Here is a 24,861-nt window from a genome sequence, read left to right as displayed (position 1 = left end):
ATGATGCCCCCGACCGAGTCCTCCCCGCACCTCAAGATCGAGTTCGCCCAGGCCAGCGATGCTGGCCGGGACCCGAACAAGCAGGTCAACGAGGATGCCTGCGGCTACGCCGAGACCAAGTTCGGTTACCTGTGCGTCCTGTGCGACGGCATGGGCGGACACTATGGCGGCAGCGAGGCGAGCCGCACCGCCATCCAGACCATCTTCGAGATGATCGAGCGCACGCCCGCCACCGTGGATCCGAGCGGGGCGCTCAAGGCCGCGATCGAGGAAGCGGGGCGCCGCGTCTACCAGCTGGGCGGGCCGCCGGAGAACCGCGTCCGGCCCGGCTCGACCGTCGTCGCGATGGTCCTCCACGAGCGCGGCGTCGATGTCGCGCACGTCGGCGACAGCCGCGCGTACGTGATCCGGAGCCACCAGATCTACCCCCTCACGCGCGACCACTCGATGGTGCAGGGGATGATCGACGCGGGCATGCTCACGGAGGCGCAGGCGATCGGCCACCCCGACGCGAACAAGATCACGCGCGCGCTCGGGATGAGGCCAGAGGTGGAGGTCGAGGTTCGACCCGAGCCGATGGAGCTCTACCCGGGAGACGTGCTGATCCAGTCGAGCGACGGGCTCACCGATCTCGTGCTCCCCGGCGACATCCTCGGGTGCACGCGGCAAGCGCTCGCGTCGGGCTCGGTCGATCACGCGTGCCGGATGCTCGTGCAGCTCGCGAACCACCGCGGCGGTCACGACAACATCACCGTGCAGATGGTCCGGGTGCTCGAGACGGGCAGCCGCTCGCTGACCATCGCGCACGGGCCGCCAGGGGCGGCGGGCCCGGGCGACGGCGTCCATCCTGCGCGCGCTTCGCGCCCTCAGGAGACCGTCGCGATGCCCCGGTCCGATGCGGCGGCGATCGGCCAGCAGCACGCCACGAGCACGCCGCTCCCCCACGGCCATGGCGCCCCTGCGGCCGCGAGCGGCGCGGCGGCGGGCATGGCGGCCGCAGGAAACGCGCCGGCGCCGTACCCGGCGTCCATCAACAACGCGATCACCGTGGTCCCGACGGGCTCCCCCGACACGCCGCGCCCTGCGTCCACCAGCGACGCCGTCACCGTGGTCCCGGCAGGCTCCACCGGCGCGCCGGGGCTGCGTCCAGCGTCCCCCCGCTCCGCGGCGACCGCGGCCTCGGCGGGCTCCGACGACGTGCCGGCCGTCGCGCCGACAGCCACCGACGACGTGCCGGCCGTCGCGCCGACAGCCACCGACAACGTCCCGGTCATCGCGCCGACAGCCACCGACAACGTCCCGGCCGTCGGGCCGGGTGCTGCCCATGGCGCGCCGGCGCTTCGCCCCACCACCGTCGACAGCGCGCCGGCCGTGAGCCCCACGGCCACCGACGAGCTGCCTCCCGTGGCTCCGGCCGCTGCCCCCAGCGCGAAGGCCGTGAGCCCCACGGCGGCCGACGGCAGGTCGGCCATGACGCCCACGCCGATGGACTCCGCGCTGGCGCTGCCTCCAACCGTGCCAGGCGCCCATCCCCCGGTGGCTTACCCGAACGCGCCCGACGCGCCCGCCGTGCTGTCTCCCCTTCCCCTGAGCGCTCCCGCGCCGCCTCCCATGGGCCGCGCCGCGGCCCCTCAGCCTGGTTCGTTCGGAGCGCCGCCTCACCCAGGCGCCGCTTACGGCGCTCCGCCCCACCCCGCCGTCCCCTACGGCGCACCACACCCTCCTGGCGCCGCCTACGGCGCGCCGCCCCCTCCTGGCGTCCCCTACGGCACGCCGCACCATCCTGGCGCCGCGTACGGTGCGCCGCCTCACGTCGGCGCCGCCTATGGTGCGCCTCTTCACGCGACCGAGCAGGATGTTCCGCCGCCTTCGGTGGCCTTCCCGGGGCACAACCCAGCAGCGCCCGGTGGTCCCCCGGTCGCCGCCGCCCCGCCCCCCCACCTCGCGCCCGCGCCGCTGCACGCTCAGGCGTACGCCGCGACCGGCCCGCGCCCCGCGCCAGCACCGAGCTTCTCCGGCCCCGTCTCGTCCTCCGGGGCACCGAGCGTGCCGAGCACCGTGCGCGCCCCGCGCGGCGTCTACATCGCCCTCATCGCCTCGGCCTCGGCCGTGATCCTCGTGCTGTTCGTCTTCCTGCTCTGGAAGCTCCTCGGCAGCTGAGGCGGAGCGGAAAGACGCGGAAAGACGCGGAAAGACGCGGAAAGACGCGGAAAGACGCGGAAAGACGCGGAAAGACGCGGAAAGGCCGCCCCCACCCACCGCCCCGCACGGACGAGCGGAAACCTCGACGGACACGATCACGACGACCGAGCTCGGCGCGCTCGACGCGCTCGACTCAGACGACCACCGCACAACGGCCCCGCTCGTGGAATGCGATTGAAGAAAGATCGGATTCCGGATTAGCCTAACTTTCCGGAGGTCCCTCCATGCCTGGCGACCAAGAGCTCGAGCACGGCGACGACATGCATGGCGCGCCTGAGGATCTGGAAGAAGAGGTGCCGGAGTCGACCCGTACACCCTCTCTCGAGGAGGCCCGCGCCGGCTTCATGCTGCTCGATCTGTGACCCGCTGAACCCCCTGTTCCCGGAAGTCACGACGCTCCGCGCCGACACGCCGTTCGTCGATCGGGCGAGAGCCTCCCGCCGAACGGCGCCCATCGCCGCGCGCGTGCGGAAGCGCGCTCCTCTCCCGCGAGCGGCGCCGCGACAGCGTGGCGCGCGGCGGCGCACGGGACGCGCCTCTTCCCTTGCCCTCCCCGACGGCCTGTGGTGAAACGCGGCCCGCATGATCCCGGGGCTAGGCAAACAAAGCATCACGATCGGCAGCGCCCCCACCTGCGATGTGGTGCTCGTCGCTCCCGGCGTCCTGCCCGAGCACGCGCGCATCGTCAACCAGGGGGGTGGCAAGCTGCTCTTCTCCTGCGGGCAAGGGCCGGCGTCGGCGAACGGGCGGCCCCTCTCGCCGGGAGAGCAGGTCCCGTTCGACTTCCGCACCCAGTTCGTTGTCGCGCAGACGCCGGTCCCGCTGAACCATCCGGCCATCACGCTGATGCTGGCGTCGCCCGGGAGCCTCGCGCCCGCGCCCGGCCAGGTCGTGATCGGACGAGACCCCGGGCGCGCCTCCCTGGTGCTCCAGCACCCGAGCGTCTCGAGCCAGCACGCGACCGTCACGCTCGATCGCATGATGGTCATCGACCACAACTCGACGAGCGGCACGTACGTGGGCGCGCAGCGCATCGCCGCTGGCTCGCCGACGCCCATCGATCCGCAAGGCGCCATCGCGTTCGGGCCCGTCCCCGTCCAGATCAGCCTGCTCGTCCAGCTCGCGCAGGCCGCCCGGCAGTCCGCGCTGCCGGCCGCCTCCGGCGCCCCGCCCGCGGCGAGCGTCCTGCCGCCGCAGCCTGCCGCTTCCGGCTACGCGCCGCAGCCTGCCGCTTCCGGCTACGCGCCGCAGCAGCAGCCCGGCGCCGGCGGTTACGCGCCGCCAGGCGTCGCCGGCGGTTACGCGCCGCCGCAGCAGCCCGCGCACGCGGCGTCCTCGGTGCCCGCCGCCGGCGCGCCCGGGAGGAAGAACAAGACGGTCCTCGGCCAGCTCGACTTCTCCGGCGGGGGATCGAACGTCAAGAAGATCGGCCGCACGCCCGACAACGACATCGTGCTCGCCCACCCCCAGGTGTCGAGCCACCACGCGCTCCTGCACTCGATCAACGGGCAGCTCTACGTCGAGGATCGCGGCAGCGCGAACGGGACCTACGTCCGCGGCAACCGCATCGCGCCCGGCCAGAAGATCGCCGTGCAGAGCGGCGAGAAGATCTACATCGGGCCCATGCCCCTCCAGATCGAGATGGGGGGCGCGGGCGCCGTCGAGGTCATCCAGGAGGAGTACTCCGCCGATCGGTGGGCAGGGCGCCCGCTCTACGAGATCGAGGCGTGGAGCCTCGCCCTCCAGGTCCCCGACCGGGACAACCCGAACGAGCAGAAGACCCTGCTCGACAACGTGTCGTTCAAGGCGCTGCCGGGCGACATGATCGCGCTCATGGGGCCGTCGGGCGCCGGCAAGACGACGCTCCTGCTCACGCTGAACGGCTACCTGCCGCCGACGAGCGGCGTCGTCCGCATCAACGGCGAGGACCTCTACAACATCTACGACACGCTCCGCGGCTCCATCGGCTACGTGCCGCAGGACGATCTCGTCCACCCGGAGCTCACCGTCTTCGAGGCCGTCCGCTACAGCGCGAAGTTCCGCCTCCCGCCCGACTACACCGAGGCCGAGATCGACGCCCGCGTCGAGCAGACGATCAAGGATCTCGGCCTCGAGGGCGTCAAGAACCTCCAGATCGGCAAGCCCGAGAACAAGATCCTCTCGGGCGGGCAGCGCAAGCGCGTCAACATCGCGCTCGAGCTCGTCACCGATCCGGTCATCCTCTTCCTCGACGAGCCGACCTCGGGCCTCGCCGCCGACGACACGACCGCGCTGATCAGCCTGCTGCATGACCTCACGAAGGCCACCGGCAAGACGATCATCATGACGATCCACCAGCCGGCGAAGGACGAGTTCGAGAAGTTCAGCCACGCGCTCATCCTGGGCTACGGCGGCATCCCGATGTTCTTCGGGCCGACCCGGCCCGACGCGTACCGCTTCTTCGGCAGCTGGAAGGAGCGGCACGGCCAGCAGAACGACGTCGACAACCCGCGCGACATGTTCGAGATGCTCGCGCTCCGCGAGCGGCCCATCTTCGATCAGCTCCGCGCGCGGAACCCGAACGCGTCGCGCGGCGACGCCAGGAAGCTCGCCGCCATCGAGTGGCGCAAGGAGTTCTTCAGCGACGGCAACCCGACGTACCGCCGGATGTACTCCGGCCGGCGCGAGATCGGCACCGGCCAGGGGCAGCGCGGCATCCCGGCCGGGCGCGCCACGACCAAGGGGCAGCTCGGCCTGCTCCTGTCGCGCTACTTCAAGGTGAAGAAGCGCGACATCGGCGGCACCCTGATCATGCTCCTCCAGGCCCCGATCATCGGCATCCTGCTCGCGATCGTCTTCGGCGGGCAGGAGAAGGCGATCCCGGCGTGGTGCCTCGGCGCGCTCCAGGAGCTCGGCCGCCGCGCCGGCGGCGCGGACCAGAGCACCGACGTCATCAAGGGCATGGAGGTCACCACCGACCACACCGCGGCGATCTTCTTCCTCGTCGTCGCCGCGGTCTGGTTCGGGACCTCGAACGCGGCCCGCGAGATCGTCAGCGAGCGGGCCATCTACCTCCGCGAGCGCATGGTCAACCTGGGGCTCGTCAACTACGTGCTCTCCAAGTACCTGCTGCTCGCCGGCTTCTGCCTCGTCCAGTGCACCGTCCTGCTCGCGATCGTGTTCTTCGCCCTCGGCTTCCACGGCGGCATGCAGGCGTTCGGCATGCAGCTCGCCGCGCTGACCGCCACCTCGCTCAGCGCCGTCGCGATGGGGCTCCTCCTCTCCACGGTGGTCGCCTCGTCCGAGGCGGCCATGGCGCTCACGCCGATCGCGCTCATCCCCCAGGTCGTGCTCGGGGGGCTCATGGTGCCGATGACGACCGTGCCGCACCTCCGGCCGCTCATGTACATCATCCCGGCGCGCTGGGGCTTCGAGGGCGCGATCGCGCCGGAGCGGCTCGCGACCGCGGAGGATCCAGCGTGGGTCATCGATCTGCACCGCACCGACACGAGCGCCGCGGACTTCATCGAGGGCGGCAAGTTCAAGTGCGCCATCGCGCAGATGGCGGCCGACAACTACGCGGGCGCGTGGGGCTTCACCACGTACGATCAGACCTGGATGCCCTATGCGGTGCTCGCCGGGATGACGTTCATCATCCTCGTCACGCTCTGCGCGGTGCTGAAGCGGCGCGACCCGGTGTGACGTCGTGACAACGCAGGAGCCCGCCGCTTCCCTCCGCATCGATGACCGGCGCGCGCGCCGGCGCCCGCGCGCGCGAAGCCACCGCAGGCCGGCCGCCGCGGCGCTCCTCTCGCTGCTCGCCGCCCTCTCCCCCGGCCTGGCGCAGGCGCAGCAGCAAGGCCAGGAGGGGCAGGCGGCGCCGCAGGCGCCCGAGGGCGGGGCGGCCGTGCCCCGAGGCGCGGGCGGCGCGATCGTCACGCCGCCTGCCTCCACGGCCGCGCCGGCGGGGAAGGCGACGCCGCCGCGGGCGCTCAACTACACGCCCCCGGAGTACCCGCCGGAGGCCGAGAAGCAGGGGCGCGAAGCGTCGGTCACCCTGCAGCTCGACATCGACCGCGACGGGCGCGTGAAGCACGCCGTCGTCGTCGAGAGCGCGGGGCACGGGTTCGATGAGTCGGCGCTGGCCGCGGCCCAGAAGCTCGAGTTCGAGCCCGCCCGCCGCGCGGACGGGACCCCCGCCCCGGCCCGCATCCTGTACCGCTACTCGTTCACCCTGAAGACGGCCTCGCCGCCGCCGGCCGCCGGCGAGCCCGCGAGGCCCGCCGAGAGCCTCCGCGGCGCCGTGCTCGCCAGCGGGGGCGACGTCCCGCTCGCCGGCGCCACCGTCTCGGTCGCGCGCGTCGCGGGCGCGGGCGCAGCGACGCCCGCCGCGCCGCCGGAGCTCACGACCGACGAGGGCGGCGCCTTCGCCTTCGCCGCGCTGCCGCCGGGGCGCTACCAGGTCACCATCGCGGCGCCCGGCTTCGAGCCGCTCTCCGTCGAGGAGGCGCTCGCCCCCGGGGAGCAGCTCGAGGTGAAGTACCGGCTCCTGCCGCAAGGAGACGGCCTCGAGGTCACGGTCCGCGGCAAGCGGCCGCCGCGCGAGGTGACGAAGCGCACGATCGAGCAGCGCGAGATCAACCGCATCCCCGGCACGAACGGCGACGCCCTGCGCTCGCTGCAGAACCTGCCGGGCGTCGCCCGCCCGCCCAGCATCGCGGGGCTGCTCATCGTCCGCGGCTCCGGCCCGCAGGACACGCAGACCTTCGTCGACGGCACGCAGGTGCCGCTCATCTACCACTTCGGCGGCCTCTCCTCGGTCGTGCCGACCGAGATGCTGGATCGGATCGACTTCTACCCCGGCAACTTCAGCGCCAAGTACGGCCGGGTGCAGGGCGGCATCGTCGACGTCGCCCTCCGCTCGCCCAAGGAGGACGGCAAGCTCCACGGCCTCGCGCAGATGGACCTCATCGACGCGCGCGTCCTGCTCGAGGGCCCCGTGCCGTTCCTCGAGAACACCCGCTTCATGGTGGCAGGACGGCGGAGCTACATCGGCGAGTCGTTCGGCCCCGTGCTCGAGGCCGCGGGCGCAGGCGTCACGCAGGCGCCGGTCTATTACGACTACCAGGTCCTCCTCGAGACCGAGCCCACGCCCTCCGCGCGGCTCCGCCTCACGTTCTTCGGCTCCGACGACGCCCTCGAGCTGCTGCTCAGCGACCCGGCGCCCAACGAGCCGGCCCTCTCCGGCAACGTCGGGCTGCACACGGCGTTTCAGCGGCTCCAGCTGCGCTACGATCACGAGCTCACCGACAAGGACCGGCTCGACGGCGTGCTCGCGATCGCGCGCGACGACGCCGATTTCGGGATCGGGCCGATCTACTTCCAGCTCGATCTCAAGACGATCTCCGGCCGCCTCGAGTACGCGCGGCGCATCTCGAAGGGCACGGTCTTCAACGCGGGGCTCGACGTCTTCGCCGGCCTCTACGCCGTGAACCTCCGCGCCCCCGGGCCGAACCGCCCCGGCGAGCCGCCGAACCAGCCGTTCTCGACGCGCACCCTCCAGGAGGTCTCGCGCGACGGCGAGTTCTTCTACCCCGCGGCGTACGCCGAGCTCGAGCTCGCCCCGACCCCCCGGGCGAAGATCGTCCCGGGCCTGCGCCTCGACTACCAGGACCTGAACAAGCAGGCCACCGTGAGCCCGCGCGTGAACGGGCGCTTCGACGTCGTCCCCGGGTTCCCGCGGACCACGGTGAAGGGCGGCCTCGGGGTGTTCCATCAGCCGCCGCAGTTCCAGGAGGTGATCCCGCCGCTCGGCAACCCCGGCCTGAAGTCGACCCGAGCGCTGCACTACGCGGCCGGCGTCGAGCAGGAGCTGACCCGGCACATCGAGGCGTCGGCCGAGGGGTTCTACAAGCAGCTCGACGAGCTCGTCGTCGGCGTGAACCGGCCCGGGTCGATCCAGCTCGACTACCAGAACGTCGGATCGGGCAGGGTCATCGGCGGCGAGTTCCTGCTCAAGTACAAGCCCGACGATCGCTTCTTCGGCTGGGCCGCGTACACGCTGTCCCGCAGCACGCGGGTGCCGGAGCCCGGCGAGCCGGAGCGGCTCGTCCCGTTCGATCAGACCCACATCCTGACGGTGCTCGGCAGCTACCGCCTGGGCGACGGCTGGGAGTTCGGCGCCCGGTTCCGCCTCGTCTCCGGCAACCTGGTCACGCCCAACGTGTGCAACGTCAACGAGCAGAGCTGCGACCCGTACCGCACCAACGCGCTCTTCTACGCGCCCACCGGGACGTATACGCCCATCCCGTTCTCCGGCCCGAGCAGCGAGCGGCTCCCGCCGTTCCACCAGCTCGATCTGCGCCTGGACAAGACGTGGAAGTTCAAGACCTGGCGGCTCTCGGCCTACCTCGACGTGCAGAACGTCTACAACAACGCGAACAGCGAGGCGATTCAGTACAATTACAACTACACAGCCCGACAGTACGTCACCGGGCTGCCCATCCTGCCGAGCTTCGGGATGCGAGGAGAGTTCTGAGATGCGCGGGGCGCAGGCGATGAACGGCGCGGCGAAGCGCGAGCGTCCCGAGCGCGGCGGGCGCCGGTGGCGGCGCGCGGTGCTGGGGACGCTCGCGCTCGCGGCGATCGCGTCGCCGGCGATCGCGTCGGGGTGCGTCGCGGGCTTCGATCCGCCGAGCCTCGTGAGCGGGCTCCGCGTCTTCGCGGTGGTCGCCGACAAACCGTACGCCAACCCCGGCGACCAGGTCACCTTCCGGATCCACTACCAGGACGGGCTGGGCGGCCCCGAGGACGGGTCGCGCCCCGTCTCGGTCTACTGGTTCGGCGGGTGCGAGAACCCCGTCGGGGACGACTACTACGGCTGCTACGCGCAGCTCGAGGGCATCGCCTCCGAGATCGAGGCGTGGGTGGAGCGAGGCGATCCGACGGTCCCGCTGCCCGACCTCAACGGCGTGCGCCCCGGCTTCGGGGACACGTACACGATCACGATCAGCGACGACATCCTCACCGGCCGCAAGCCACCCGCCACCGGGGGTCCGGCCTCCGGGAGCGCGTTCGTCTTCTTCGTCGCCTGCACCGGGGAGCTCGGTCTCGTGGAGGACCAGGGCACCGGCCGCGCCGGGACGTTCCCCGCCGCCTGCTTCAGCGGCGGGCGCCGGCTCGGCCCGGACAGCTTCGTGCCCGGCTACACGCAGATCTACGCCTTCGAGGGGGGTCGCGAGAACGCGAACCCGGAGCTGCAGGGGCTCACGCTCGACGGCGAGCCCCTGCCGGAGGACTTCGCCGGCATCCCCACCGTCCAGCGCTGCCGCGTGAGCGCGGAGGCGCGGCGCGAGGCCGGCTGCAGCGCGGAGGATCCGTTCGTCGAGTGCGACGCCTACGAGCTCGACGCGATCGTCGACCCCGACACGGTGGCGGAGGTCGATCCCAGCGCGCAGCACCAGGCGCTGAAGGAGATCGTCTGGGTCGACTACTTCGCCGATCTGGGCGATCTCGACGGGAGCATCAAGCTCGTGAGCGACGCGAACGAGGGGTACGTCGGCGATCACGCCGTGAGGTGGATCCCGCCCGCCGAGCCGGGCGTCGCCACGATCACCGCGGTCCTGCGCGACGCGCGCGGCGGCTCGTCCGTGGTGCAGCGCCTCATCCGCGTCACCGAGTGAGGGATCGACCGGATCCTCTTCTTCCGGCGCGCCGCCGCCGGTCGAGACGCCGCTCGACGCCTCGGCGGGCTTCTTCCGGGCGCTCCGGCTCAAGAGCCGCCGCGTCGCGATGGGCGCGAGCCGGGGGCGTGTCGGTCTTTCGTCTTCCGTATCCTGTCTGCGTCTCCCTGCCGGGCACGCTCAGCGTGCGTCACATGCCCACAGGTTCCAGGAGTACTCGGGCGACACCACCTGGTGCTCGCTGCGCCTCACGAACGCAGGATGCTCTTCCAGCAGGCGCTCTTCGGTCGGGCAGCAGAGGACCACCAGGACCTGCCGACCCGTCTTGACGCGGAACTGGTGCAGCTTGTCCAGGACGCCGCGAAAAAGGGAACCGCTGAACGGACGGAACATATAGATCAGCAAATTGCTGTCAGGAAACTCGAAATCAAGCGCGTTGGCGTGGCTCACCCGGATGGACCTGCACTTTGTCGCCCTGTCCCCCGCGCGACTCTCCAGATACTGGCCGATATTTCTGTTCGCGATCTCGCAATGGGCCGGGGACACTTCGACCCCGATGATCTCCTTGAAGGGGAACCACGACGCGATAAGGACCGCACGTCCCCAGCCACAACCCAGGTCGATGAACGAGAACTCGCCGGGGTTCAGCTCCTTCGTGACGGTTGAAAGGATGTGCCGCATCACTGGCTCTGGTATGGGCACGTACCTGATCGCGTTCGTCAGGACGTTCTCATCGGTGATGCCCGCGTCCCTCGCCTCCACCGAGCCAGATGTCGTAACTCCATATCTCCGGTCGAAGTCGTCCGTCGCGCCATTTGCCAGGAGATATGCCGTTACGTCTTTGATCGTCTTCCACGCACCGAACATCTTGTAGTTGTTGACGGCGATCTGGAGCTTCGCTCTGGTGTCCGGATTGAAGTTCATGGGATATCCTAAATACCTCTGTGGCGCCGGTCGGAGGTGCGCACCGGTCGAATTGGCCCAGAATGATTCACGGGGAGATGCCTTCGGGGGTTCCTCCCCAGTCACGGCTCAGCCCCACGCACGAAGGCGCTCTTCAATGAGGGGAGGCGGAACATTTGAAATTGAGAATCATTTTCATGAAGGGATGCTGCCACACCGCCGAGGAAATGGGAAGCCCGTCATCCGCAGGCGCTCCCCGCTCAACCCCTGCCCGCGTCTCCGCGTTCCGCTTCAGCGTCCGCACGGCCCTTCGATGAGCGACATCTTCAGCCGCAGCCCGCTTCGATCTGCGCGAGCTGGTCGATGAGCTGCGCGGGGTCGCGCGCGGCACACAGCGCATCGGCGGCCCCGAGCCTGGCGAGCCTGGCCGCCTGGGCGAGCAGCTCGAGGTGCGCGCGGCCCCCCTCGGCGCAGACGAGGACAACGAACAACCGGAGCGGCGCCCCGCCCGGCGTCGGCACCGCGAGCGGCTCGGCCAGCGTCGCGAGCGCGGCCGAAAGGCTCGCGCCGGGGACGATCGCGTGCGGGACCGCGACGCCGTTGCCGAGCGCCGTGGACGACTCGCGCTCGCGCCGCAGGATCTCCTGGGCGAGCGCGCTCGCCGAGATCGGGCCGCCGGGGGGCGCGAGCCGGGACGCCGCGACGTCGATGACGTCCTCGATGTCCGCGCACGAGAGGTGCAGCACGACGCGCTCGGGCGTGAGCAGCTCGCAGAGCCGCCGCGGGGGCCGCCCCCCGAAGGCCGCGCTCGCCGGGAACTCGGCGTCGATGAACGCCTTGATGCGCGCGAGCTGCGGGCCGCTGAGGTTGCGCCGCGCGAGCTCCACGCAGAGCGCCTTCGCCGACGGGACGCGGTCGAGGTAGCGGGAGACGAGCGGCTCGACCTGGTGGCCGAGCTCGAGGAGCACCGCCGGCGGGAGCTCGAGCGCGCCCGCGATCGCCGTGAGCCGGTCGGGCGTGGGGATGGCGTCGTGCCCATGCTCGACGCGGCTCAGGTAGGCGCTGGAGACGCCGATGCGTTGCGCGAGCGTGCGGAGGCTCAGGCCGGCCTCGACGCGGAGGAGCCGCAGCGCGGCACCGAACTCGGCGAGCGAACGCGCGCGCGCGGCGCTCTCGGCGTCGGAGGTAGCCGGCATGGGATCAGGAACGATCGGGCTCGACCGCGAGGGCGGCCGGGAGGACCTTCGGGACGGGCGCCGTGGCCGGGGCGGACACGGCGGCGGGCTCGTGGTGCCGCACGACGAGCAGCGAGGTCGGGCACCCCTGGATGATGTGCTCGGCGCGGATGCCGAACCGGCGCTGCGCGAGGCCCCACTCGGGACCGACGCCGACGAGGACGAGATCGTAGCCGCGCTTCGCCTCCTCGAGGGCCGCGTCCGCCGGGGAGTCGTGCTCCACCACCTTGAGAAGCACCTTGGACTTCTGCAGCGCGCCGCCCTCCTCGCCCTCGAACACCTCGTCGACCGTCCGCTGCGCGCCGAGCGTGTCGTCGGACCTGCGCTCCGGCTTGACCACGTGGAGGATGGTGACGTCGGCGCCGACCTGCTGCGCGAGCCGGCGGGCGAGCGAGAGCGCCGCCCTGTCGTGCAACGTGCCGTGGAAGGGCACGAGCAGCTTGCGGACCGCGGCGAGCCCGCGATCGATGAGCACGCCGACGTCCGTGTGGGCGCCGCGCATGACCTCGTAGACGGTGCCGCCGAGCACGGTCTGGCTGAGGAGCGGCTTGTGCCAGCCGACCAGCACGAGGTCGGCCTGCTTCACGTCGGCGACGTTGCAGATGTCGTGGCTCGGCTTGGGCGAGACGAAGGAGAGCGGCCGGACCTCGGCGCCCAGCTCCTTGGCCCGCGACAGGAGCGGCGCGAGCGCGGCCGCCCCGTGCTGCTCGGGCCCCTGGTCGAGGTAGAACGAGCCGCGATCGGTCGGCGGGATGAGGCGCAGCGCGTAGAGGCGCCTCGCGTCGGGGCCCGTGCCGGCGAGGGCGCTCGCGAGCGTCACCATGCCGGGGCCGGAGCGCTCGTAGGAGACGCACATGAGCACGGTGAACACCTCGGCTGCCGTGGGCAGAGGCGTCCGCTCCGGCACGTCGGCGAGCTCCTTGGCGAGCTCCTCCGGCGGGTAGATCCAGCGCAGGAGCGGCGTGGTCATGAAGGTGGTGACCAGCGCCATGAGCACCATCATCGTGAACAGCTTGGGCGAGATGATGCCCAGATCGAGCCCGAGGTTCAGGACGATGAGCTCCATCAGGCCGCGGGTGTTCATGAGGATGCCGAGCGCGCTGGCCTCCCGCCAGCTCTGGCCGGTGAAGCGGGCGGCCACGGCGCTGCCGCCGAACTTGCCGAGGCAGGCGACAAGGATGATGAGGCCGCACATCATCCAGCCGTCGGCCGAGTTGAGCAGCCCGATGTGCGTGCGCAGGCCGCTGTAGGCGAAGAACAGCGGGAGCAGGAAGACCACCGCGAAGTCCTCGAGCTTCTCGGCGAGGCTCTGCGCGAAGCCGGTGCCCTTCGGCATGATCGCGCCGAGCATGAAGGCCCCGAACAGCGGGTGGATGCCGATCATCTCGGTCATCCAGCTCGACACGATGAGCAGGAGGAGCGTGACGGCGACGAGGTCCTGCGAGAGCCCTTCCTTGCTGGAGCCGCGCTCGCCGAGCCGGACGAGGAAGGGCCGGACCACGAGCAGCATGCCGGCGATGTAGGCGACGGCGAAGACGGTGGTCCAGACGGCGCCCACGAGCCCCGTGGCGCGCGCGATCGAGACGACGAACGCGAGGATGCACCAGGCGGTCACGTCGTCGACGGCGGCGCACGTGATGGTGAGCGCGCCGACCTTCGTGCGCAGCAGGCGCCGCTCCGTGAGGATGCGCGCGAGCACCGGGAACGCCGTGATGCTCATGGCCACGCCCATGAACAGCGTGAACGACGAGAACGGGACGGAGCTGTCGGAGAGCCGGGGATACAGGTAGAGCGCGAGGAGCCCGCCCAGCGCGAACGGCACGACGATGCTCGTGTGGCTGATGATGACCGAGGCGTGGCCGCGCCCGCGCAACAGCTTCGGGTCGAGCTCCAGCCCGATGAGGAACATGAAGACGATGAGGCCGACCTCGCTCACCAGCTTCAGGAGCGGCAGCGACTCGTTTGCGAACAGGAGCGCCGACGCATCGGGGAAGAGCCAGCCGAACAGCGACGGGCCGAGCAGGATGCCCGCCGTCACCTCGGCGATGACCATCGGCTGCTCCATCCGGCGGGCCACCAGGCCCACGAGCCGCGCGCAGGCGATGATCAAGAACGCCTGGATGAGGAAGCGGCTCAGCGGGTTGTGGATCAGGATCTCCATGCGGAGCGCTCCCTCCTGGTGGTAAGTGTTAAGTTATCGCTTACCAACGGGCTGTCTCGACTGTCAAGAAAAGGATGCGCAGCGTCAAACGGCCGAGCTCGCCCGTTGATCGCGGCGCATCCGGCGTGCGCCTGCGCGGCATCCTGTGCGTATTCCTGGGTGTTCTGGCCACCCGTTGTGACTCCGGCCGAGCTGCCCCTCGGCGCGGACGTCGAGATCACACGGAAGCGCCCAGGAGCTCGAGGATCCAGAGCACCAGCATGTGCCCTGGATAGAAGATCTGCAGGGCATGCCTGTGCAAAAGACGATGGTCGTTCTTGAGGCGCCGCCCCGCCTGCAGGAGAACCCAAGGCAGGAAAGTGGCAGCGAGGAAATACAGAACGGTGGCTTGCACCGCCCCGCCAGCGCCATCTTCTCGGATCCTCGCCTCGAGAGGATAAAGGTTGATCGAGGCCAGCAGGACGAAAAGGAGCGGCCAGGCGCCGCGCTCGCCCTTCAGCGCCAGCACGAGGACGGCGGGCAGGCAGACGCCTGCGAGGCCGAATTCAAGCGTCGTGGGCATCCACACCGTGAGGGGAACAAGGGCGACGATCACGTTGCGCCAGACGGGCGCGAGGCGCGATAGAAAGGTGGCGACGGCGCACCCGGCGGCCAGCGTGAAGACGACATTCACCATGTCATCCTGGTGCCGCGCGACCTGCGAGATCGGCTCCGTGAACGCGGCGAGGAGGAGCAGGCTCCCCGCCTGGCGAAGCCCGTCGCCGCCCGCGCGGATGACCGCGACGGCGGAGGCATAACAGAACAGCGGGAAGGAAGCGCGGCCGATCAGGAACATGACCGTGCTTCCATAATCGAGCAGCAACGTGTTCACATGGTCGACGACCATGCAGAGCGCCGCACAGATCTTGACGAAGTCCAGCGCACGACCGTCGAGGCGCGGCAGACACAACGAAGAGGGCGGTCGCGCTGTCTTCATGTCGCTTCTCCCTGCGCCGGCGACCGCTCCTCGGGCGCCGTCCTCATGCCTGAGCGCGCAGCAGGGACTCCTGTGAGACGACATCCCCGACCGCCACCAGGATCTGGCGGTCTCCCTCGAACGGGCTCCTGGCGTGAGCCACGGCCAGGTTGTCCAGGAGCGCGATATCCCCGAGCCGCCATGTGAAGCGGACCGCGGTCTTCACGGTCACCTTCAGGACCTCGGCGATCATCTCGTCCGGAATAGGGCTGCCGTCGCCGAAGCAGACGTTCCGAGGCAGGTCCCCTGGCGCGAGGACCGCTCGAAGCGCCGAGGCGGTCCTTGCATCGAGGCAGGACACGTGGTGCAGGAGCACCTGATTGCAGAAGCTCCGCTCTCCGGTCGATGGGTGACGTATCGCCGCAGGCGCGCGCGTCGCGATGCCCAGCGTCCCGTCCTTCTTCCACTTCCACTCGACCCCTTGCTCCCTGCATTGCTGTTCGACAGCGGCGCGATCCTCGGTGCGGAAGAAATCCTGCCAGCGCACATCGACGCCCCGGATGAAATTGCGCACGTACAGGAGGCCCTTCCGCTCGAAGAGACGCACGAGGTCGGGATCGAGGGCGCGGTAGACCTTCCGGCTGTCGACGATGGGGGTCTCCCCTCCGGTGAAATCGGCGCGCCCACAGAAGAAGAGCTGCCGCGAGGGCAGCCTCGGGGTGTGCGCGCCCTCGTGATGAAACAGGATCGCTCGGTCCTTCGGGTACACGGTCGCATCGTAGACGAACTCGGCGCTACGGCGCTTCACGAGATCGCCGTAGCGGGGCTCGAGGGCCCCGCAGAGCGCGCCCGCCGCACGCTGGAAGGCCGCCTCGTCGGGTACGCGGAAGCCCCTCAACAGGACGGCCCCATGCTCCACGAGCGCGCTGTCGACGCTCGCCCGGTGGAGCGCGAGCCAATCGACGAGATCCCCCCCGTCGCGCTCCGGCTGCACGAGGTAGGGAAGCGAAACCCCTGGGCCCGGCGCCACGTGGTTTACCGGGCTCAACGTCCATTCAGGCAATGATGAAACATTCATCGACGCTCATTCTCCCGTAGATTGACTCCGCCCTAGCCGCTCACCGAGCGACGGACCCCGTCGCGCAGGCGGTCATCGAGGATGATGCTCGCGTGATCACCCTCCAGCACCACCGACGAAGCCAGACGCAGCTTCGACTCGAGATCACGCACGTTCACCCCGCTCCCGCGCCGCTCGAGCGACGCGCTCGCCCACCAGACGTGCACATCGGAGGAGATCGGCCTCAGGTGATATCCATCCATCAGCAGCTGCGTATTGGCGGAGTCGAACAGCTCGCGCTCCTCGATGAGATCGAGCTTCTTCTCCGCCAGATCGCGCTCGATGAAAGAGCGGAGTATACGCCCGCGGGTCCCCTGGCCCGCGACCTCCCAGAGACGCTCCCACTTCGCCCGCAGGAGCGATCGCTCGATCCAGCCGGACAGGATCTGCTGATGCTCGGAGCCCACGAGGTCCTCCGGAGCGCCGCTCGTCCGGTCGTCCTCATCCAGAAGACCCGTGGGGTCGACCAGGCCGACGAACCCAACGTCGAGGCCTCTCCGCTCGCACACCCGCGCCACCTCGATCGCGATCACCCCACCGAGCGAGTACCCGAGCAGGTTGACGGCGCCGCCGCGCCGGCTCCTCTCGATCTCATCGACGTAGTGCTCCGCCATCGAGCCGATGGAGTCGTCGACCCACCCCTCGAGATAGAACGATCTCGACTGGACTCCGTAGATGGGCCGCTCGCCTTGCAGCTGCAGCGCCAGGGGCCTGTAGTGGAGCACGTGCCCGCCGCCGGCATGCAAGCAGTACAGCGGGCTCCGGCTCCCGCCACCTCCCATGGCGACCAGCGTGTTCAGCGTGTCTGACCGTTGCTGCCCGGCGAGCGCCTCCGCCAGCTCGGCGACGGTCTGGGACTGGAACGCCAGCGCAAGAGGCACATGACGCTTCAGCGCGCGACCTAGCGCCTGGGTCATGCGCACGGCCGACAGGGAGTGGCCCCCCAGCTCGAAGAAGTTATCATGGATACCCACGCGCGGGACGCCCAGCACGTCGGACCAGATCTCCGCCACCTTCTGCTCGATGTCGTTCCTCGGTCCGACATAGCTCCTCTGAAGCTGCCCCCCCTCGGGCGCCGGCAGCGCCCTGCGATCCACCTTGCCGTTCGCCGACAATGGAAGCGAGCCGAGCAGCATCACCATCGAAGGCACCATGTAGTCCGGAAGCACCGACTTCAGGCCCGCGCGGAGCTCGTCACGGAAGCTCCCCTGCTCCTCGACCCCCGCGGCGTCCAGCCCTTCCCGCGCCGGAACCACGTACGCTACGAGCCGCCTGTCTCCCGGCGCGTCCTCCCGCGCGACCACCACCGCCGCGGTCACCCCCGGCTGCGCCAGCAGCCGCGCCTCGATCTCGCCGAGCTCGATCCTGTAGCCACGAACCTTGACCTGGTGGTCGAGGCGGCCGACGTACTCGATGACTCCATCAGGGCGATATCTCGCCAGATCGCCGGTTCGGTACAGCCGCTCTCCAGGCGCGTCCGCGAACGGGCTCGGCACGTACGCCTCGGCCGTCTTCGCCGGGTCACGGACGTATCCGCGCCCCACACCGACGCCGCCGACGCAGAGCTCTCCCGTCACGCCCGTCGCCACGAGGTCGAGGTTCTGATCGACGATATAGAGCTGGGTGTTGTCCACGGGCAGGCCGATGGGGACGTAGCCACCCCGCGCGGCGGGCAACTGACGCACGTCGCGCACGGTGTACAGGGAGACATCGTCCGAGCACTCGGCGGGACCGTAGGCGTTGATCAAAGGGACCTGCGGATAGTGCGCCAGCCACCGCTGCGCGACGTCCGCGGGCAGCGCCTCGCCCGTCGGCAGCAGCCAGCGCAGCCGCAGCCGGTCCGCCGGCGGCAGCCTCCCGCTCGCCAGCGCGCTCGACACCAGGCTGGGGACGCTCTCGAGGACCGTGATCCCCCGCTCTGCGGCGTGGTCGAACAGCGCGATCGGATCATGCGCGATCTCGTCGGTAACGATGTCGACCACGGCACCGCAGAGAGGCGCGGTCAGGAGCTGCCACACCGAGATGTCAAAGCATTGAGAGGCCGTCTGCGCGATGACGTCGCCCTCCGTCAGCCCCAGGTAGGGCACCTTGCTCAGCTGGTTGTTCAGCATGCCTCGCTGCTCGACCATCACGCCCTTCGGCGTTCCGGTCGAGCCCGATGTGTAGATGACGTACGAGAGGTTCCTCGGACCGCCATGGATCCCCGGATTCGTCTCCGGGACCTCGCGTCGCGAGAGCGACTCCACGAAGAGGAGCTCCGCCCGCTCGCCCTCCGGAACCGGCTGCAAGACCCCCTGGAGGAACGGCCGGAGCGACTCCCGGCTGATGATCACGCGCGGCCGGCTCAGCTTCACGATCTCCGCGACGCGCTGCGCTGGGTGCCGCGGGTCCAGCGGGAGATACCCCGCTCCGGCCTTGAACGTCCCGAGCACCATGCCGAGGAGCTCCAGCCCACGCTCGTCCAGGACCGCGACAACGTCATCCAGCCCGACCCCCAGCTCGATCAACGCGTGCCCGACGCGGTTGCTGCGCGCGTTCAGCTCGGCATAGCTCCACGACCGCTGGCCGCACGTCGCCACGATCCGCTCAGGAAACGACCTCACCTGGCGCTCGAAGAGCTCGACGTAGCTCGTCGTCGCCGATCGGTCGGCCCGCGTGCGGTTGATGTTCTCCAGCATCTCCCGCTCCTGCTCGTCGAGGATCGAGATGCTCCCCAGCCGCTTGTCTTCTCCGTGGATCAGCTCCTCGAGCGCCACGCGGAAGTGCCGCAGCAGCATCTCGGCCTCGTCCCTGCCGAAGATCTGGCTGTTGTACGAGAGGTGGAGGCCGAGGCGCTTCCCCGGATACAAGACCACCGTCATCGGGTAGTTGGTGTGCGTCCTGTTGCTGAGGTTCTCCGCTCCGAAGAGCGCCCCCTTCTCGACCACGGCCTCGTCGAACGGCGCGTTCTCGAACACGAACAGGCTGTGAAACAACGACTTTCCACGGACCTCGCTGCACTGACGGATCTCGGTCAACGCCAGGTGCTCGTACTGTCGAATCTGTACGTTCTTCTCGAATATCTCGCGGATCCAGGCGGACGCTCGCTTCGTCCTGTCCACACCGACGCGAAGCGGAATGCTCTGGATGAACAGGCCGAGGATGGACTCGGCGTCCTTGATCTCCACCGGGCGCCCGGCGACCGTCACCCCGAAGACGACGTCATCCAGGCCTGAATGGCGCGCGAGCACGAGCGCCCACGCTGCCTGGGTGATGGTGTTCGGCGTGAGCTCGAGGCGCTTCGCCAGCGCATCGAGCCGACCCGTCGCATCCTCCGACAAATACTCGTAGACGTCATCCACACGATGGTTCGCGAGACCACCGTCGTCCGAGATGGCCGCGGAGCCGATCGGCGTGGGAAACCGGAACCCCTCCAGATCCCTTCTCCAGAACGCGCGCGCCTCGTCGACGCTCTGCCGCGAAAGCCAGGCGACATAGGTCTTGAACGGCGGCACGCCCGGCAGCTCCGGCTCTCGACCGAGGACGAGCGCATGATAATAAGCGAAGAAGTCGCGCAGCACGAGCGAGCCGCACCATGCATCCATCAGGATGTGATGGTAACTGCTCATGAAATAGCTCTCCTCGGCGCTGCATCGGATCAGGCGGGTCGTGAACGACCTGGGCTTCGACAGATCAAAACCTCGTCTCAGCTCTTCCTTCTGCAGGGCGTCGAGCGCCGCCCGCTGCGCCTCCTCCCCGATATCCGTCCAGTCCATGCACTCACAGACGGATCCCGGGTCCTCGTGGACGACCTGGATCGGACCCACGTCGTCGTGGAACAGGAACGCCGTGCGCAAGATCGGGTGCCTCTGGACGACGCGCCTCCACGCCTCCTGAAAGGCCGCTGTGTCGACAGGCTGCTTCACCCGGTACACGTTCTGCATGTGGTAGATGCCGGACCCGGCGCTCAGGATCGAGTGCATCCAGAGCCCCTGCTGCATCGGGGTCATCGGGTAGATGTCCTCTACGTCGCGGTAATCCAGCGCCAGCGAGTCGATGACCTCTTGTGACATCCGCAACAGCGGGAAGTCCGACGGTGTGGCGCTCCCGACGTCGCCCCTCGAGCAATGCGCTATCACAGCACGCAGGTGGCGCAGGTACGCGTCCAGGAGCGCTCTCGCCTGCGTCTCGTCATGGATCTCCGCGCTGTAGCCGAGGTCGACCTTGAGGCGCCCACCATGGATCAGCGCGTCGACGTCCAGCCACGCGCGCCGGGCGCCGTCGGGCCCGCGCGATGCGCCCGGCGACTCGCTCGCGACCTTGAACAGCCCGCCGTCCGTGAACAGCTGATCGAATTGCCCAAGGTAGTTGAAGGTGATCTGGGGACGGGCGCCCTCCAGCAACGCCTTCCCCTGATCGTTCAGGTAACGGCACACACCGTAGCCCAACCCCTTGTTCGGGATGGCCCTGAGCTGTTCCTTGACCGACTTGATCGACGCGCCAAGATCTCGCCTGTCCGGGGTCAATCTCACCGGGTACAGCGTCGTGAACCAACCGACTGTGCGCGTGACGTCCACGCCCTCGAAGAGGTCCTCCCTGCCGTGCCCTTCCAGCTCGACGAGCGCGCTCTCCCCCTCGGACCATTCGCACAGGGCATGCGCCAGCGCAGTCAGCAGCAGATCGTTGATGTGCGTGCGATAGGCCCTCGGAGCCCTGGACAGCAGCTGAGCTGTCTCGGATTCGGAGAGCTCGGCGCTCATCGACCTCGCCGATGCCACGGTGTTCTTTCCGTGCGGGTTCGCCGCTGGTAGGCTGCGCGCGGGGGCGCAGGCGACGCTCCTCCAGTAGTCGAGCTCTCGCCGGATGGTCTCGCTCTGGGCGTACTCCCGAAGCGCCTCTGACCACTGCTTGAACGAGCTGGTCTTCGAGGGCAAGACGAGCGGCGCGCCGCCCTTCACCTGACGGTACGCCACCAGGAGATCCTCGAGGAGGATGCGCCACGACACCCCGTCGACCACCAGGTGGTGAATCACCAGGAGAAGCCGCCCCGGCCGTTCGCCTCCGAGGTCCATGTAGACGGCCCGCAGGAGAGGACCTGACTCCAGGTTCAGGCTGCGCTGCGCGTCACCCGCGACGCGCGCAATCGCTCCGTGGATGTCCGTCTCCCGGCTCAGATCGACGCGTCGCGCCGCGCTGGGCGTCGCGCCTTCGTGGTATCGCTGCCTCCGTTGCTCTCCGTCCTCCTGGAAGCGGAGCCTCAACGCGTCATGATGCCGCACGACGGCCTGAAGCGCCCTCTCGAGCGCAACCATGTCCAGCCGCTCGGTCAGCTCGAACAGAGCGCACTGGTTCCAGTGGTTCGCGTCCGGAAACCGCTGCTCGAAGAACCACCGCTGGACGGGCGTGAGCGGCACATCCCCCTTCACGAGCTCGGCCGCGGGCTCCCGAGCTGTCACGATGCGCGCCGCGACGCTCGCCATCTCCGCGATCGTCGGGTGGGCGAACATCTGCTTCGGCGTGAGCTTGATGCCGACCTTCCTCGCGCGCGCGACCACCTGCAGCGTGAGGATCGAGTCTCCACCCAGCTTGAAGAAGCTGTCGTGAATTCCGACGCGCTCGACGTTCAACACGTCACGCCAGATCTGGACGAGCTTCTCCTCCACCTCTGTCCGCGGCAGGGCGCCCTCTGCCTTCACCGTCCTCCCCGGCTCCGGAAGCGCCCTGCGGTCGAGCTTGCCGTTCGCCGTCAGCGGGAAGGTCTCGAGCCAGACGAAGTCGGTCGGGACCATGTATTCCGGGAGGCGCCGCCGAAGCCCCGCCTGGATCGCGTCCCCGTCGCGGTATCCATTCTTGCCGATCACGTACGCCACGAGCCGCGCGTTGCCGGCTTGACCCTCGTGCACGAGGACGTGGGCGTCGGCGACGTCGTTCATGCCCATGAGCTCCGCGCGCACCTCGCCCAGCTCGATGCGATAACCACGCACCTTCACCTGCTCGTCGATGCGGCCCAGGAACTCGATGCTCCCGTCTTCCAGATACCGTGCCCGGTCTCCGGTCCGATACAACCTCTCTCCACCGCCGCCATACGGGTCCGGGACGAACCGCTCCGCCGTCAGCTCCGGGCGGTTCAGGTACCCTCGCGCGAGCCCCGCCCCGCCGATGTAGATCTCTCCGATGACCCCGGCAGGCACCAGCGCGAGCTCTCTGTCGAGCACATAGACCCGGCTGTTCGCCAGCGGTCGGCCCAGCGGCAGCGTCGCGCTCTGCGCCGCGCCCTCCGGCCTGTGCTCATGCGTCAGCACCCCGACCGTCGTCTCGGTTGGACCATAGTGGTTGATGAGCCGGCAGCTCCCGTGATGTTGGACCTTCGCCACGAGCTCCCACGAGGTCGCCTCTCCACCCAGGATCAACGCCTGCCTTGGCAATACACGCTCCGGCTGCGCCGCCTGCATCAGCCCCTTCAGATGGCTCGGCACGATCTTCAGCACATCCACCTTGTGCTCGTGCATGTACTCCGCCATCGCGTCCGGATCGAAGATCCGCTCTTCCGAGAGCAGGTGCAGCGCGCGGCCGGAGCACAGCGCCCCGAACAGCACCGTGTTGCCCAGATCCGCGGCGACGGTCGAGACCATCGCCATGGCGGCCTCCTCCGCGAGCCCCAGCCGTTCGAGCAACGCCTGCACGTAGCTCGCCACGCCTCGGTGCGTCACGACGACGCCCTTCGGACGCCCCGTCGAGCCCGACGTGTAGATCACGTAGGCCGCGCCGTCCGGGGACACCGGGGGGCTCTGCGTCGCCTCCGGCGCCCCAGCGACGTCCGGCGCGTCCGGCGCGACGACCTCCACATCCAGCCCTGCGAGCGCCTCTCGACCGGCCGCGTCCGCGAGGACGACCCGCGCTCCGCTGTCCTCGATCATGTCGCGGAGGCGCGCCTGCGGGAGCTTCAGGTCCATCGGCACATACGCCGCGCCGCTCTTCAGCACCCCGACCAGGCCGACCACCAGCGCCGCGCTCCGCGGCAGCAAGACGCCGACACGCGACTCGGGCCCGATACCCCTGGCTCGCAGCCAGCGCGACAACCTGCTGGCTCGCCGATCCAGCTCGCCGTAGGTCAGCGATTCCCGCTCGAACTGGACAGCCAGCGCCAGAGGTCGCCGCTCCGCCTCCCGCGCGATCCGCTCATGGACGCGGGACCATTCGAGCGCGGCGATCGGCGCGCTTCGCACGCTGGCATCAGCGCCGTCCGCGCTCCGCGCTCGTCCGATGGTGACCAGCGGAGCGTCGGCCCGGCTCATCAGCTCTGTCGTCAGACGCTCGAAGAGCCGCAGCATCGACCGCGCGGCCTCGTGCGTCACGCGGTCGCAGTGGTACGAAACCGCGACCTCGATCCGCTCCCCGGGCAGCACCACCAAGGACAGCGGATAGTTGTTCCTGCCTCGGAATGTGATGACATCTCCGTCCAACGACTCTTCCGGGCGACAGACCGACACGCGCACGTCCACGCCTTGCAGGCCGCCGACGACGTTGTCCACCGGGTAGTTCTCGAACACCACGATCGACTCGAACAGCGGATTGTCGCGGCCGAACGCGCCGAGCGCGTTGATCCTGGGCAGGGTCGAGTGCTCGAACTGCCGGAGCTCGCCGCTCTGCGCCTGGAGCCGGCGCACCCAGGCAGCGGCCTGCTCCCTCGGATCGATCCGCACCCTGACGGGCAAGGTGTTGATGAACATCCCGACCATGCCGTCCACACCGACGATCTCCGGGGGTCGCCCTGACACGGCCGCGCCAAAAACGACGTCGTTGCTCCCCGTGTACGCCTTGATGACGAGCGCCCAGACCGCTTGAAAGTACGTGCTCAGCGTCACTTTCCACTCGCGGCTCACGCTCCGCAGCCGTTCAGACACGGCGCGATCGAGGAGCGCTCGCTGTTCGGCGTAGCGAGGCTCGACGTCGTGCCGCGGGCTCCGGCGCCCGGGGAACTCCACGGGACTGTCGTATCCGGCGAGGACGGCGCGCCAGTACCTGACCGCCGCCTCTTGATCTCGCTCCTTCAGCCAGTGAACGTACCTTCGGTACGGAGGTACGTTCGGAAGCGACGCGACCGTCCCCGCAGCTTCCGCCCGGTACTGGGCGAGCACCTCGGCGAGGACGTTGGCCACGCTCCATCCATCCATCGTGATGTGGTGGTGCTCCCATACGAAATAGAAGTCCTCCGGACCGACATCGATCAACGTCAGCCGCAGGTCCGCGGCGCGCGCAACGTCGAACCCTCGCGCGCGTTCTTCGCGCAGAAACGAGGTCAGCCTGCCCTGGATTTCATCCGCGCCGACGCGCCACGAGAGGGTGCGGAGCGTCGGCTGCGACTCCCGGTAGACGATCTGGATCGGCTCCTTCGTCTTCTGCCACTCGATGTCGCTCCTCAGCGCTTCGTGCCGCCGCACCACCTTGGCCCAGGCGCGCACGAACGCGTCCTTGTCCAGGCGCCCCTGCAGCCGAACACAAAGCTGAATCAGATAGGGATCCCCGCCGGCGGGCGCCTCCAATGAATGAAAGAGGAGCCCCTGCTGCAAGGCAGTGAGCGGATAGATCGCTTCTACGTTCTTCTTGTTACGCATGGACCAACCTGCACGTAAGTAATTAGGGCGATG

General features: G+C 69.4%; 10 protein-coding genes and 3 pseudogenes. 5 read left to right on the top strand and 8 right to left on the bottom strand.

The genetic code is table 11. The features are described 5' to 3' along the window. The 5 genes from WMF44_RS13650 (at position 1) to WMF44_RS13630 (ending at position 9,863) form a co-directional block, all read left to right on the top strand. On the top strand, positions 1–2,160 hold the full coding sequence (locus WMF44_RS13650; RefSeq protein ID WP_437299557.1) for a protein phosphatase 2C domain-containing protein: 2,160 nt from the start codon (positions 1–3) through the stop codon (positions 2,158–2,160). A 266-nt stretch (positions 2,161–2,426) separates the two neighbouring features. After that, positions 2,427–2,564: a hypothetical protein gene (locus WMF44_RS13645; protein WP_437299556.1), complete on the top strand. Its 138-nt coding sequence runs from the start codon at positions 2,427–2,429 to the stop codon at positions 2,562–2,564. Positions 2,565–2,784: 220 nt separating this feature from the next. Then, the gene (locus WMF44_RS13640; RefSeq protein WP_437299555.1) at positions 2,785–5,883 is read left to right on the top strand and encodes an FHA domain-containing protein; all 3,099 of its coding nucleotides are present in this window, start codon (positions 2,785–2,787) and stop codon (positions 5,881–5,883) included. 4 nt (positions 5,884–5,887) lie between these two features. Beyond that, complete coding sequence (locus WMF44_RS13635) at positions 5,888–8,719, top strand: TonB-dependent receptor domain-containing protein (RefSeq protein WP_437299554.1); 2,832 nt, start codon at positions 5,888–5,890, stop codon at positions 8,717–8,719. Position 8,720: 1 nt separating this feature from the next. Further along, complete coding sequence (locus WMF44_RS13630) at positions 8,721–9,863, top strand: hypothetical protein (protein WP_437299553.1); 1,143 nt, start codon at positions 8,721–8,723, stop codon at positions 9,861–9,863. 180 nt (positions 9,864–10,043) lie between these two features. On the opposite strand, the gene WMF44_RS13625 is transcribed toward WMF44_RS13630, so the two are convergent. The 8 genes and pseudogenes from WMF44_RS13625 to WMF44_RS13590 form a co-directional block, all read right to left on the bottom strand. Beyond that, positions 10,044–10,787, bottom strand: a complete 744-nt coding sequence (locus tag WMF44_RS13625) for a class I SAM-dependent methyltransferase (protein WP_437299552.1) — start codon at positions 10,785–10,787, stop codon at positions 10,044–10,046. A gap of 305 nt (positions 10,788–11,092) precedes the next feature. Then, entirely contained in the window at positions 11,093–11,962 is an 870-nt protein-coding gene (locus WMF44_RS13620) for a PTS sugar transporter subunit IIA (protein WP_437299551.1), read from the bottom strand. A 4-nt stretch (positions 11,963–11,966) separates the two neighbouring features. Continuing rightward, positions 11,967–14,162, bottom strand: a complete 2,196-nt coding sequence (locus WMF44_RS13615; RefSeq protein WP_437299550.1) for a cation:proton antiporter domain-containing protein — start codon at positions 14,160–14,162, stop codon at positions 11,967–11,969. Between the two features lie 217 nt (positions 14,163–14,379). Then, a complete protein-coding gene (locus tag WMF44_RS13610; RefSeq protein WP_437299549.1) occupies positions 14,380–15,138 on the bottom strand; it encodes a TraX family protein in 759 nt (252 codons plus the stop codon). Between the two features lie 43 nt (positions 15,139–15,181). Then, positions 15,182–16,195: a TauD/TfdA family dioxygenase gene (locus tag WMF44_RS13605; RefSeq protein ID WP_437299548.1), complete on the bottom strand. Its 1,014-nt coding sequence runs from the start codon at positions 16,193–16,195 to the stop codon at positions 15,182–15,184. A 32-nt stretch (positions 16,196–16,227) separates the two neighbouring features. Then, positions 16,228–16,980, bottom strand: a pseudogene (locus WMF44_RS13600) (thioesterase domain-containing protein); the annotation flags it as partial. Positions 16,981–17,016: 36 nt separating this feature from the next. Next, positions 17,017–18,846, bottom strand: a pseudogene (locus WMF44_RS13595) (amino acid adenylation domain-containing protein); the annotation flags it as partial. A 72-nt stretch (positions 18,847–18,918) separates the two neighbouring features. Next, positions 18,919–24,828 (bottom strand): annotated as a pseudogene (locus tag WMF44_RS13590) (amino acid adenylation domain-containing protein); the annotation flags it as partial. Between the last annotated feature and the right edge of the window lie 33 nt (positions 24,829–24,861).

The organism is Sorangium sp. So ce426 (assembly GCF_051475585.1).
GTDB lineage: Bacteria > Myxococcota_A > Polyangia > Polyangiales > Polyangiaceae > Sorangium > Sorangium cellulosum_B.
The sequence above is the reverse complement of the archived record's forward strand: the minus strand, read 5'-3'. Positions and strand labels throughout refer to the sequence as shown.

Excerpts from the sequence above, each read along its gene's own strand:
- WMF44_RS13640 (WP_437299555.1), top strand. The coding sequence starts at position 2,785 with ATGATCCCGGGGCTAGGCAAACAAAGCATCACGATCGGCAGCGCCCCC.
- WMF44_RS13650 (WP_437299557.1), top strand. The coding sequence starts at position 1 with ATGATGCCCCCGACCGAGTCCTCCCCGCACCTCAAGATCGAGTTCGCC.
- WMF44_RS13610 (WP_437299549.1), bottom strand. The coding sequence starts at position 15,138 with ATGAAGACAGCGCGACCGCCCTCTTCGTTGTGTCTGCCGCGCCTCGAC.
- WMF44_RS13630 (WP_437299553.1), top strand. The coding sequence starts at position 8,721 with ATGCGCGGGGCGCAGGCGATGAACGGCGCGGCGAAGCGCGAGCGTCCC.
- WMF44_RS13645 (WP_437299556.1), top strand. The coding sequence starts at position 2,427 with ATGCCTGGCGACCAAGAGCTCGAGCACGGCGACGACATGCATGGCGCG.
- WMF44_RS13605 (WP_437299548.1), bottom strand. The coding sequence starts at position 16,195 with ATGAATGTTTCATCATTGCCTGAATGGACGTTGAGCCCGGTAAACCAC.
- WMF44_RS13625 (WP_437299552.1), bottom strand. The coding sequence starts at position 10,787 with ATGAACTTCAATCCGGACACCAGAGCGAAGCTCCAGATCGCCGTCAAC.
- WMF44_RS13620 (WP_437299551.1), bottom strand. The coding sequence starts at position 11,962 with ATGCCGGCTACCTCCGACGCCGAGAGCGCCGCGCGCGCGCGTTCGCTC.
- WMF44_RS13615 (WP_437299550.1), bottom strand. The coding sequence starts at position 14,162 with ATGGAGATCCTGATCCACAACCCGCTGAGCCGCTTCCTCATCCAGGCG.